At 71.8% G+C, this 11,743-nt stretch carries 12 protein-coding genes; 7 read left to right on the forward strand and 5 right to left on the reverse strand.

The window, feature by feature from the left end; translation table 11 throughout:
- Positions 1 to 57: 57 nt before the first annotated feature.
- Positions 58 to 615 carry a DUF4232 domain-containing protein gene (locus tag AC5WRL_RS09150; RefSeq protein ID WP_496087858.1) on the reverse strand — a complete coding sequence of 186 codons (558 nt, stop codon included), beginning with the start codon at positions 613 to 615 and terminating at the stop codon, positions 58 to 60.
- On the reverse strand, positions 612 to 962 hold the full coding sequence (locus AC5WRL_RS09155) for a hypothetical protein (protein WP_496087859.1): 351 nt from the start codon (positions 960 to 962) through the stop codon (positions 612 to 614). Before AC5WRL_RS09155 ends, AC5WRL_RS09150 begins: the two co-directional genes overlap by 4 nt.
- A 120-nt stretch (positions 963 to 1,082) precedes the next feature.
- Here AC5WRL_RS09155 and AC5WRL_RS09160 point away from each other — a divergent pair, with 120 nt between their 5' ends.
- Positions 1,083 to 1,859 carry a class I SAM-dependent methyltransferase gene (locus AC5WRL_RS09160; protein ID WP_496087860.1) on the forward strand — a complete coding sequence of 259 codons (777 nt, stop codon included), beginning with the start codon at positions 1,083 to 1,085 and terminating at the stop codon, positions 1,857 to 1,859.
- 30 nt (positions 1,860 to 1,889) lie between these two features.
- Complete coding sequence (locus AC5WRL_RS09165) at positions 1,890 to 2,303, forward strand: hypothetical protein (protein ID WP_496087861.1); 414 nt, start codon at positions 1,890 to 1,892, stop codon at positions 2,301 to 2,303.
- On the opposite strand, the gene AC5WRL_RS09170 is transcribed toward AC5WRL_RS09165, so the two are convergent.
- Positions 2,296 to 2,808 (reverse strand): GNAT family N-acetyltransferase, encoded by a 513-nt coding sequence (locus AC5WRL_RS09170; RefSeq protein WP_496087862.1) that lies wholly within the window; start codon positions 2,806 to 2,808, stop codon positions 2,296 to 2,298. The two genes, AC5WRL_RS09165 and AC5WRL_RS09170, sit on opposite strands and share 8 nt — an antisense overlap.
- 76 nt (positions 2,809 to 2,884) lie before the next feature.
- Here AC5WRL_RS09170 and AC5WRL_RS09175 point away from each other — a divergent pair, with 76 nt between their 5' ends.
- The 3 genes from AC5WRL_RS09175 to AC5WRL_RS09185 are packed head-to-tail and all read left to right on the forward strand — an operon-like array spanning position 2,885 to position 5,500.
- Complete coding sequence (locus tag AC5WRL_RS09175; protein ID WP_496087863.1) at positions 2,885 to 3,889, forward strand: ABC transporter ATP-binding protein; 1,005 nt, start codon at positions 2,885 to 2,887, stop codon at positions 3,887 to 3,889.
- The gene (locus AC5WRL_RS09180; protein WP_496087864.1) at positions 3,883 to 4,692 is read left to right on the forward strand and encodes an ABC transporter permease; all 810 of its coding nucleotides are present in this window, start codon (positions 3,883 to 3,885) and stop codon (positions 4,690 to 4,692) included. The genes AC5WRL_RS09175 and AC5WRL_RS09180 overlap by 7 nt, the downstream gene beginning before the upstream one ends.
- Positions 4,693 to 4,699: 7 nt before the next feature.
- The gene (locus AC5WRL_RS09185; protein ID WP_496087865.1) at positions 4,700 to 5,500 is read left to right on the forward strand and encodes an ABC transporter permease; all 801 of its coding nucleotides are present in this window, start codon (positions 4,700 to 4,702) and stop codon (positions 5,498 to 5,500) included.
- Between the two features lie 19 nt (positions 5,501 to 5,519).
- On the opposite strand, the gene AC5WRL_RS09190 is transcribed toward AC5WRL_RS09185, so the two are convergent.
- Together AC5WRL_RS09190 and AC5WRL_RS09195 are read right to left on the reverse strand one after the other, a co-directional pair.
- Positions 5,520 to 6,302 carry a hypothetical protein gene (locus AC5WRL_RS09190; RefSeq protein WP_496087866.1) on the reverse strand — a complete coding sequence of 261 codons (783 nt, stop codon included), beginning with the start codon at positions 6,300 to 6,302 and terminating at the stop codon, positions 5,520 to 5,522.
- A 202-nt stretch (positions 6,303 to 6,504) separates the two neighbouring features.
- Positions 6,505 to 7,737, reverse strand: coding sequence for a C40 family peptidase (locus AC5WRL_RS09195; RefSeq protein ID WP_496087867.1), 1,233 nt, complete (start codon positions 7,735 to 7,737; stop codon positions 6,505 to 6,507).
- A 298-nt stretch (positions 7,738 to 8,035) separates the two neighbouring features.
- On the opposite strand from AC5WRL_RS09195, the gene pcrA reads away from it, so the two are divergent.
- Both pcrA and AC5WRL_RS09205 read left to right on the forward strand, forming a co-directional pair.
- Positions 8,036 to 10,501, forward strand: a complete 2,466-nt coding sequence (gene pcrA / locus AC5WRL_RS09200; RefSeq protein WP_496087868.1) for a DNA helicase PcrA — start codon at positions 8,036 to 8,038, stop codon at positions 10,499 to 10,501.
- 184 nt (positions 10,502 to 10,685) lie between these two features.
- Positions 10,686 to 11,417, forward strand: a complete 732-nt coding sequence (locus AC5WRL_RS09205; protein ID WP_496087869.1) for a hypothetical protein — start codon at positions 10,686 to 10,688, stop codon at positions 11,415 to 11,417.
- Positions 11,418 to 11,743 lie beyond the last annotated feature (326 nt).

Raw genomic sequence — 11,743 nt, forward strand, 5'->3', positions numbered from 1 at the left:
GCGGGGGTTCCCGGGCAAGGGGGGTACGGGCCCGGCCCGGCGCGGTGCGCGCCGGTGCTACCAGAGGAGGGCGGCGGCGGGGTCGGTCTGCCAGTAGGTGACCTGCGCGTACTCCGCGTCGACCCACACCCCGCCCTCGGGCAGCGGAACCCGCACCCGCTCGCCGGCCGAGAAGGCCAGCTCAAGGAAGTCGGTGGTGCCGCCCGCGTCCGAATCGCCGCCGGAGAGCAGGACGGCCGCGTACCCGGACCCACCGGGCAGCAGCGTCGCGACGGCCCGTGGCTTGCTCTCCGGCAGATACGGCACGGTGGCCTCGGCGTGCGCCGAGAACCGGATGAGCGGACCCTCGTAGGCGCTGCACGGCGCGGTGCCGGTGTTGGTCGCCGTGATCAGCATGTGGTTGACCGGGGCGGTGAACTCCTCGCCCGAGACGCCGACGGTGATCCTGGTGCCGGCCGTGGTGCAGGCGCTCTGGACCACGTCGCCGTTCCACTCCTGCGTCCACTCCCCGTCCCGCGACCCGCCGTCGCCCTGGCAGCCGGTGAGGGGCAGCGCGGCGGTGGCGGCCAGCGCGGCGGCGACAGCGTGTCGGAGGCGGGCGTGGCCCGCGCTCACCACAGTGTCGCGATGAAGATGTTGGCCGTGGTGAGCAGGCCGATCGTCGCGAAGACGGGGGTGGCGAGCTTCTCCTCGTCGCGGTTGAGGTAGGCCAGGACGCTGAGCACCAGCAGCAGGGCCAGCTTCACGGCGAGCTTGGTGTTGTTGACCTCGTTGTCGTCGGCCTGGTTCAGGCCGACCAGCACCAGGCCGGTCACCAGCATGGTGGCGGCGCCGTGCAGCATGCCGGGCACGATCCGGGCCTCGCCGGCGCCCATGGCCTTCAGCTGGGTGAGAAAACCCCCGAGCAGGGCGGCGATGCCGATGATGTGCAGGGCGACGAATATATGGATGAGTACGTCCATGCGGTGCAGCGTACGCGCCGCCTTCCCCCGGTTTTACGGGCCCCCGGATGCCGTTCCCGGGGCGGCGTGTGCACCCTTATCCCCTTGCGGGGGGCGGGCCGCGGCCGGTGGGATGGCCCCATGGCGACTGCTGCGGAGACGGACGCGGGGCGGAACCGGCGGTACTGGGACGAGGTCGGCGCCGACGCCCACCGGGCGGTGGCCCGGGGGCACTGGGCGGCGGCGGAGCCCCGGTGGGGGCTGTGGGGGACACCGGAGTCGCGGGTCGGGATGATCCCCGGGGACATCGCCGGGAAGCGGGCGGTCGAACTGGGCTGCGGCACCGGCTATGTGTCCTGGTGGCTGGCGCGGGCCGGGGCGCGGCCGGTGGGCATCGACATCTCCGGCGAGCAGCTGGCGACCGCGCGGGCGCTGCGGGCCGAGTTCGGGGCCCGGTTTCCGCTGGTGCAGGGGGACGCGGCGCGGGTGCCGTGCCGGGCCGGCGGGTTCGACTTCGCGATCAGCGAGTACGGGGCCTCCCTGTGGTGCGATCCCCACCGCTGGATTCCGGAGGCGGCGCGGCTGCTGGCGCCCGGTGGGCAACTGGTGTTTCTGCGGCCGTCGCCGCTGTTCGCCATGTGTCTGCCCGAACGCGGCCCGGTGGATACCGCGTTGCTGCGCCCGCTGTTCGGGCTGCGGCGGCTGGCGTGGGCGCGGGCCACCGAGTTCAATCTTCCGCACGGGGAGTTGATCCGGCTGCTGCGGGCGAACGGGTTCGGTGTCGAGGAGTTGATCGAACTGGCCGCGCCGCAGGACGAGGACGGTACGCGGTGGTTCAGCCACGACACCCCGGTGCCGGCCGGCTGGGCGCGGCGGTGGCCCACGGAGGAGATCTGGAAGGTACGGCGTGTCTTGTGACGGGGGCACGGTTCTGGGACTGTTGGGATCATGACACCTCCTGTTTCCCGGCGCACCCTCTTCGGCGGCGCCGCCGCCGTGGCGGGTGCCTCAGCCGTCGGCGTCACCGCCGCCGCTCCCGCCCAGGCCGCCGAGACACCGGCCCCGGCCCCGGCCCCCACCGACACGGCCACCGCGACCGACCCCACCGCCGGCTGGACCGAGGCCGAACTGCGGGACCGCGCCCGCGTCCTGCGCCTCGGCTTCACCGAACAGGAGGCGGACGCCTGGCTGCTGGTGGCCAGGGCCGGCGCCGCGTTCTTCGCCCTGCCGCAGATCCACCCCTCCGACACCCCCGATGTCATCGACGCCATCCACGTGATGCAGCGCATCCTGATGCAGCGGCCCGCGTACAAGCAGTACCGGCAGTGGGGCGAGGAGGAGGAAGGCCGCCCCGCTAGCTGAGCTCGGCCGCCAGCAGATCCATCAGCAGGCCGTCGTGCCAGCTGCCGTCCGACCCGCGCTCGTACTGCCGCATGATGCCCACCGGCCGGAAACCCACCTTGCGGTAGCAGGCGATGGCCGCCGCGTTGTCCGCCGCCGGGTCGATCACCAGGCGGTGGTGGCCGAGGTCGGTGATGAGGTGCCGGGCCAGGGTGCGTACCGCGTCGGTGCCCACCCCGCGCCCGTGCACCGCCGGATCGACATAGATGTCGATGCCCGCGTGCCGGTACTCCGGGTCCGTCTCGGCATGCCACTGGATCGCCCCCGCCACCGCCCCCGCGTACTCGATGACCAGTGTGGTGACGTCCGGATCCGCCAGATCGTCCCGCACCTCCGTCACCATGTCCGGGCCGCCGCGCCAGCGCGCGTACACCTCCGGGGTGCCACGGATCGCGGCCAGCGCGGCCACATCCCCCGCCACCGCCGGCCGCAGGGTCACCTGTGCCCCGCGCAGGATCGTCACCATGCGCCCCATCGTGCCAGGAACCCGCCACCCGCAACCCGCAAATTCGGTCGCGGGCGGCCCGCGTGTTCGGCTAGACATGGCGCCCGTGATCGAAGTCGAGGGACTGGTCAAGGAGTTTCGCCGGCCCCGGCGGGTCGAGGGGCCGCTGGGCGGGGTCCGTACGCTGCTCACCCGCCGGTACGACACCACCCGCGCGGTGGACGGGGTAACCTTCGCGCTCGCCCAGGGCGAGTTCACCGGCTACCTCGGTCCGAACGGGGCCGGGAAATCCACCACCATCAAGATGATGACGGGCATCCTGCGCCCCACCGCCGGCCGGATCCGGGTCAACGGCATCGTCCCCTGGCAGGACCGCGAGCGCCACGCCCGCACCATCGGCGTCGTCTTCGGGCAGCGCACCCAGCTGTGGTGGGATCTCCCGCTGCGCGACTCCCTCGACCTCATCGGCCGGCTGTACGGAGTCGGACCGGCCCGGCACCGGGCCACCCTCGCCCGGTTCACCGAACTGCTGGGCCTTGGCCCGTTCCTGGACACCCCGGTGCGGCAACTCTCCCTCGGCCAGCGGATGCGCGGTGATCTGGCCGCCGCCATGCTGCCCGAGCCGCGCGTGCTCTTCCTCGACGAGCCGACCATCGGTCTGGACGTGGTCGCCAGGGAACGCATCCGTGCCTTCCTCGCCACCCGCAACCGCGAGGACGGCACCACCATCGTCCTCACCACCCACGACCTGGACGATGTGGAGCGGCTGTGCCGCCGGATCGTCCTCATCGACGGCGGGAAGGTGCTGTACGACGGGGACCTCGCCCGGCTCACACAGCGGTACGCGCCGGGCCGCCGGCTCGTCGTCCAACTGGGGGAGGGCACCCGGTGGCGCGGCGTCGAACTGCCCGGGGTCGGCACGGAACCCGGCACCGATCCGGGCCGGGTCACGGTGCGCTTCGACCCGGCCCGTACCCCGGCCGCCGAGGTGATAGCGGCGGTGGTCGCCCGGCACGCGGTCACCGATCTGTCGCTGCCGGCGCCCGGCCTGGAAGGCGTCGTCCACCGGATCTACACGGCCCGTGAGGGCGGCCCGTGCTGACCCGGCGGCAGAAGTACGCCGCCTGCCGGGGCATGGCCGGCCGCCACCTGCGCGGCCAGCTCATGTACCGGGGCGACTTCCTGCTGCGGATGCTCGGCCTGCTGGTCCAGGTCACGCTGCTCGCCCTCGTCTGGCGCGCCATCTACCCGGCCGGGCAGCCCATTCCACTGGAGACCCAACTCGCGTACGTCACCTACGCCGCCGTCCAGAACTGGCTGTTCAACCCGCCGGGGCTCGCCCCCACCGCCATCCCGCAGCGGGTGCGCGAGGGCAGCGTGGTCTTCGACCTGGTGCGGCCCATCGGCTTCCCGGCCCAGATGCTCGCCGGCCAGGCCGGTGCGGTCGCCGCCCAGGCCCCGCTCGCGCTGCTGGCCCTGCCCTTCGCCATGCTGGTCGGAGGCGCCCAGCCGCCCCCATCGGCAGGTGCCGCGCTGGCCGCCGCGCTCAGTGTGCTGCCGGCGCTGTGCAACGCGCTGCTGCTGGCGGTGATCGTCTCCATGGTGTGCTTCTGGACCCTGGAGGTCACCGGCATCTTCATGATCCACCGGGTCGTCGCGCAGTTCTTCGCGGGCGCGCTGGTGCCGCTGTGGTTCATGCCGCCGGGGCTGGCCTGGCTGGCGCAGGTGCTGCCGTTCCAGACCACCACGTACACGCCGATCGCCCTCTACCTCGGTCAGATCCACGGCGCCGGGCCCGTACTGGCCGCGCTCGCCGTGCAGTTGGGGTGGACGGTGGCGCTGTGGCTGACCCTGCGGCTGGTGTGGGCGCGAGCCCTGCGCCGGGTCGTCGTGCAGGGCGGGTGACCGGGCCGTGCGCGCGCTCCGTACCTATCTGCTGCTGGCCGGGGCCGCCTACCGCGCCCAGCTCCAGTACCGGAGCAACCTGCTGCTGACCCTCGCGGGCGGGGCCGCCTACCAGGGCACCGGGCTGCTCTTCCTGTGGGTGATCACCTCCCGGTTCGGGGAGCTGGGCGGCTGGAGCATGGCCGAGATCGCCTTCCTGTACGGGATGCGGGTCACCGCGCACGGTCTGTGGGTGGTGCCCACCAGTCAGCTGCACCATCTCGACCAGGCCATCCGTACCGGCGAGTTCGACCGCTATCTGGTGCGCCCCGCCGGCGTGCTCACCCAACTGCTGTGCCGGCAGGTACATCTGCCCACCCTCGGCGATCTGGCCACCGGCGTCGCCGTGCTGGCGCTGGCCGCCGGGCCGGCCGGCTTCACCCCGAGCCCGGGGGCGCTGCTCTATCTCGTACTGGCCCTGGCGGGCGGCGCGATGGTCGAGGGGGCGCTGCAACTGGCTGCCGCGTCCTTCTCGTTCCGCATGCTGTCCAATCTGGCGCTGCGCACCTTCGTCGACGACATCATGAACACCTTCGGCGGCTATCCCCTGAAAGCCTTTCCGGACGCCGCCCGGCTCGCCCTCACCTATCTGCTGCCGGTCGCCTTCGTCGCCTATCTGCCGGCCGGGGTGCTCCTGGAGCGGGCGGACGGGCTCCAGATCGCCCCGTGGCTGGCGTACGGCGCGCCCCTGGCCGGGCCACTGCTGTACGCGGGCGCGTATCTGCTGTGGCGCGGCCAGTTGCGGCACTACGGCGGCTCGGGCACCTGAGTGGTGCCGCCAGGTCCGGTCAGCCGAGGGCGAACGTCAGCTGCTGGAGCCGGTCCTCGGTGATGACCGAGTCGGCGGCGGGTTCCTCGGCGGTGACCGGCTCGCCGAACGCGGTGAAGCCCAGGTCGATCGCCATGGACCCCGGGTCCTTGAGATGGATGGGATACGGCTCGCCCCCGGTGGCGATCCGCATGCTGATCTCGCCGTCCCTCGTCTGGAGGGTGCGGACCTGGACGCCGTGGTGGGTGGAGGTCCCGATGTCGGCGATCCGGTGGTTGATGGTGACGAAGGAGTCGACCTGGCGGACGTACTGTTCCGGGTCGCAGATGTCGAGCACCAGGGTGCGGGCGTCGGCCCGGTCGAGGACCAGATACGCGCCGTCGACCTCGGCGATCACTGCCTGGCTGAGCCGGTGCTGCCGCTCCCAGTACGCGGCGTCCGGCTTGAGCCAGACGGTCTCGCCGCTGATGATGATCTCGTAGCCGCCGTGGTCTCCTTCGGTGACGGTGCCGGCGCAGGTGCCGTCGGTGTCCATGCGCAGGTCGACGTCGAAGGGGCTCAGCGCGTAGTTCCAGGTGCCCGTGGCGTGGAAGGACGACGCGCCGCCCAGCGCCGCGACGGCGTCCTGCGGGAGGGTGTCGGTGTCCGAGGACGTGCTGCCGCCCTCACCGCTCCCCGGGCCGTCCGGCGATGAGCCGCCGCCGCTGTCGCCGCCGCAGGCGGTCAGGGCCAGCATCGCCGCCATCCCGGCCGCCGCAGCCGCTGCCGCCGCCGTCCTTGCTCCCCGTGTCGCAATCTTCATTGACCAACCCCGTGTGTCTTCGCAGATGTCCGCCGCCGCCCCGCATCCGGTGGGGGGAGGGGGCAGCGGGCCGCGAAACACTAACAGGGCGGGAAGGTGCGAATGTGATCTGCGCTACGCGGGTCCGCCCGCCCCGGGGACCGGCGACCACGCGCGCTTCACCGGAACTTCACAGGCTCGCGGGCCGGGGCGCCCGCGGGGGTCAGGCCGGGCGGACCGCGCTGTGCCAGGGCATGTAGTCGATCGACTCGACCTTCACCACATCGCCCGGCTTCGGGGCGTGGATCATCCGGCCGTTCCCGATGTACAGGCCGACGTGGCTGATGTCGCTGTAGAAGAAGACGAGATCGCCGGGCTGGAGGTCGGACTTGGCGACCTTGGTGCCGATGTTCACCTGGTCCCAGGTCACCCGGGGGATCTGTACCCCGGCCTCGCGCCAGGCGGCCTGGGTCAGCCCCGAGCAGTCGAACGAGTTCGGGCCGGTGGCGCCCCACACGTACGGCTTGCCCAGCTGGGCCTCGGCGTACGCGATCGCCGCCGCCGCCTTCGTCGCGTACCCGCCGCCGGAGTCGCTTCCCGAGCCGCCGCCGGTGTTCTCCCCGGCGTCGGCCTCCGCTTCGGCCGCAGCCGCGGCCGCAGCCGCGGCCTCCGCCTCGGCTTCCGCCGCCAGCCGGGCCGCCTCCCGCTCCGCCGCCTCCCGCTCCAGCCGCTCCTGCTCCGCGATCCGCTCGGCCTCCTCGCGCTCCAGCCGCTCCAGCTCGGCCAGTTCGTTCTGCTCCTCCTCGGTCAGCTGCTCCAGCAGCTGCCGCGCCTCGGCGAGCTTGCCCTGCACCGTCTCCTTCTGCGCCTGGAGTTCGTCCTCCCGCACCACCAGCTCGTCCAGCGCCTCGGTGGCCGCCTCGCGCTGCTCGGTCGCCTCCGTCTGCCGCTCGGTGTAGTCGGCCAGCGCCTGCTGCTGCTGATCGCCGAGCCGGGAGAGCGCGTACCGCTGGTCGAAGAAGCTCTGCGGGTCCGCCGACAGCATGAAGGTGAGGGTGGACGGCATGGCGGAGCCGGCGCCCGTGCGGTACTGGGCGGCGGCGTAGCTGCCGAGCGTGCGGCGGGCCTCGTTGACCTGGCCGGTGGCCCGTTCCGCCTCGTGCAGCAGCTCCTCAACGCGCGCCTGCTGCTCGGTGACGTTCTCCTGCGCGGCGTTGTAGTGCTGGGTGGCGCTGCCCGCCTCGCGGTACAGCGTGTCGACCCGGTCCTTGACCTCCGAGGCGCGGGCCGCCGCGGACTCGGCGCGTTCGCGCTGGTCGTCGATGTCGTCGGCGTAGGCCGTCTGGGACGACAGCAGGGTGGCCGAGGCGAGCGCGGCGGCGCCCATGCCCAGGGCGCCCCGGCGGCCGGCGGGGGATTCCAGGATTCCGGTACGCGGCTTGCGGTGAGTACCCAAGGCCGGTGGTCTCCTTCTGTGTCCTCTTCCTCGTCCGCCTGCCGGGGGAAGGTGGCCCCCACGGCGCACCCGGGCTCAGCGGCCGGCGGCTCGTGCCGCCGGGGCCGGCGGGCAGGGGAGCGAGCCACCTGCCGTCGCACGCTAGCCACCTTGAGGGGTACTTGTGAAGACTGATGTGCGATATGACCGAAATCAATTTGTGATCTGTTTCGGGTTTCCCGGAGTCTCCGGTGCCCATCCGGTGCCCTTCCGGGATAGGGGAACGCACCCGGCGGCGGGGTTCTAGACTCGGGAGACGATGAGCGGCCTCTTTGACGACAGTGTTCTGGCGGATCTCGTACCCCCCGGTGCGGAGCCGCCGCCTCCCCCACCCGAGGAGCACGAGGAGGAGATCCCGCATGCCCTCTTCGCCGCGTCCTCCGAGGTGGCCGAGCGGGACCTCTACTACCGCAACGGCGCCCCCAAGCCCGTCATCGACCCCGCCCAGCTGCTCGACGGCCTGAACGACGCACAGCGCGCCGCCGTCACCCACAGCGGCGCGCCGCTGCTCATCGTGGCCGGCGCCGGCTCCGGCAAGACCCGCGTCCTCACCCACCGCATCGCCCATCTGCTGGCAGCGCGCGGCGCCCACCCCGGGCAGATCCTCGCCATCACCTTCACCAACAAGGCCGCCGGCGAGATGAAGGAGCGGGTCGCCGAGCTGGTCGGCCCGCGCGCCGCCGCGATGTGGGTGATGACCTTCCACAGCGCCTGCGTACGCATCCTGCGCCGCGAGAGCAAGCACCTCGGGTTCACCTCCAGCTTCTCCATCTACGACGGCGCCGACTCCAAGCGGCTGATGGCGCTGGTCTGCCGCGACCTGGACCTGGACCCCAAGCGGTTCCCGCCGAAGTCGTTCAGCGCCAAGATCTCCAACCTCAAGAACGAACTCATCGACGAGGAGACGTTCGCCGCCCAGGCCACAGGGGGCACCTCCCAGACGGAGTCTGGGGGAGGGTTCGAGAAGACCCTGGCCGAGGCGTACGCCCTCTACCAGTCCCGGCTGCGCGAGGCCAACGCGCTGGACTTCGACGACATCATCATGACCACCGTCCATCTGCTCCAGGCGTTCCCCGACATCGCCGAGCACTACCGGCGGCGCTTCCGGCACATCCTGGTCGACGAGTACCAGGACACCAACATCGCCCAGTACACCCTCATCCGGGAACTCGTCGGCACCGGCGACGACCCCGGCGAGCTGTGCGTGGTGGGCGACGCCGACCAGTCCATCTACGCCTTCCGCGGCGCCACCATCCGCAACATCCTCCAGTTCGAGGAGGACTACCCGCAGGCCACCACCCTGCTGCTGGAGCAGAACTACCGCTCCACCCAGACCATCCTGTCCGCCGCCAACGCCGTCATCGAGCGCAACGAGAGCCGCCGCCCCAAGAACCTGTGGACCCAGGCCGGCGCCGGCGCCCGGATCATCGGCTATGTCGCGGACACCGAGCACGACGAGGCCCAGTTCGCGGCGGATGAGATCGACCGGCTCACGGACGCGGGCGACGCCAAGCCCGGCGATGTCGCCGTCTTCTACCGCACCAACGCCCAGTCCCGGGTCTTCGAGGAGATCTTCATCCGGGTCGGCCTGCCCTACAAGGTCGTCGGCGGCGTCCGCTTCTACGAGCGCCGCGAGGTCCGCGACGTCCTCGCGTACCTCCGGGTGCTGGCCAACCCCGAGGACACCGTGCCGCTGCGCCGCATCCTCAACGTCCCCAAGCGCGGCATCGGCGACCGCGCGGAGGCGATGATCGACGCGCTCGCCCAGCGCGAGAAGATCTCCTTCGCGCAGGCGCTGGCGCGGGTGGAGGAGGCGTACGGCATGGCGGCGCGCTCCATGAACGCCGTCAAGCGCTTCAACGTCCTGCTGGAGGAACTGCGCACCATCGCCGAGTCGGGCGCCGGGCCCGCCACCGTACTGGAGGCGGTTCTCGAACAGACCGGCTATCTCGCCGAGTTGCAGTCCTCCACCGATCCCCAGGACGAGACCCGGGTGGAGAACCTTCAGGAACTGGCCTCCGTCGCCCTGGAGTTCGAGCAGCAGCGGGAGAGCGAGGACGAATCCCCCGGCACCCTCGCCGAGTTCCTGGAGCGGGTGGCGCTGGTCGCCGACTCCGACGAGATCCCGGACGAGGCGGACGCCGAGGACAAGGGGGTGATCACCCTCATGACCCTGCACACCGCCAAGGGCCTGGAGTTCCCGGTGGTCTTCCTCAGCGGCATGGAGGACGGCGTCTTCCCGCACATGCGCTCGCTCGGCAAGACCAAGGAACTGGAGGAGGAGCGCCGGCTCGCCTACGTGGGCATCACGCGGGCGCGCGAGCGGCTGTACGTCACGCGCGCCGCGCTGCGCAGCGCCTGGGGGCAGCCGCAGCACAACCCGCCGTCGCGGTTCCTGGAGGAGATCCCCGAGCAGCACCTGGAGTGGCGGCGCACCGGACCGCTGGCGGCGCCGCCGCCGACCGCCCCCGGCAGCCGCCGTACCGCCTCCTCGTCGTCCGGCCTGACCGGCGGCTTCGCGACCGGCCGGGCCCCGGCCAGGGGAGGTACGGAGCGGCAGGTCGTCGCCCTGGCGGCCGGGGACCGGGTCAGCCACGACACGTTCGGCCTGGGCCGGGTGGTCTCGGTGCAGGGCAGCGGTGACCGGGCGGAGGCGACGATCGATTTCGGCGGCGAGAAGCCGAAGCGGCTGCTGCTTCGTTACGCCCCGGTGGAGAAGCTCTGACGCTGCGCCGCCGTCGGCCGGAAATGTGTCGCTGTCCTGTCACAGACGGGATAAAAGCCTTGTGAAGTCCCCCCGGACGAGATGAGATGGCCCGGCATTGTCGTCGTCGTAGTTCTGCGTGCTCCTCTTCGCTGTTCCGACCATGGAGTACGGGATCAACTCTCTCCACCCAGGGGGAATTTTCATGAGCCAGCCGTGGCAGCAGCCGCAACAGCCGGGCGGTTACGGCCAGCAGCCGCCGCCGCACCAGCCCCCGCCGGGCGGTGGTGGCTACGGCCAGCCCGTACCCCCGCAGCAGCAGCCGCCCCAGCCGGGTTACGGCTACCCGCAGCAGCCGCCGCCCGGTGTCCCGGGCGGCTACGGCCAGCCGGTACCCCCGCAGCAGCCGTACGGGGCCCCGCCGCAGGGCGGCTTCCCGCCGCCTCCGCCCCCGGTGGGCGGCGGCAACAAGGTTCTGCTGGCGATCCTGGCGGCGCTGGGCATCGGGATCGTGCTGCTCATCGCGTACGGCTACATCGTGGCCGCGATGTTCGACGAGGAGTCCGGCGAGTACCCGCAGTTCACCTACGCCGCACTGCTCATCGGTGCGCTGATCGCGCTGCCGATCGGCAAGCTGGCCCCGCGCAACTGGGGTGCCTACGCGGCGGGTGCGGTGATCGCGCTGGTGTCGATGTTCCTCGGTGAGCTGTTCGCGCTGTCGGCCATCCTCGCCGACACGGTCAGCGGACTCTCCGCCGATGAGGCCGCCATGTTCGGTCTGGAGCAGAAGAGCGCCTTCGGTTTCCTCTTCGGTGATTTCGGCGACGTGTTCGACGCCTGGAAGGAAGGGGCCGAGGCGGTCAACTGGATCTTCGTCTTCGTGGCCCCGATCGCCGCGCTCGGTGTCGCCTACCGGTTGGGCGAGCGCTCGAACTGACCCGGCTCGTCCCCGCGACGGCCCGCCTCCTTCGCGGGGACGCCGTGCACGGATCGGGCGTGTGACGTCGGCCTCCAGGACCTGATCGTGGTCCTGGAGGCCGACGTTCGTGTGTGGGGCGGGTACGGGTGCCGGTGAAGCCGTCGGCCGGGCCGCTCAGCCAGGTCCGGGGTCCTGACCGTCCCCACGACCCGATAGTTGACCGGAAATCAGACAACTCGTGGAAAGAGCCACGGGTCATCCACGCTTCCTCCCGTCGGGCTTAAGGATCGCCGCGCGCATCGCGTGGATGATCCGGAACCGCGGAATCCGGTGCGCCGTGCACC

The sequence above is a fragment of the Streptomyces sp. NTD107 genome (genome assembly GCF_059510435.1).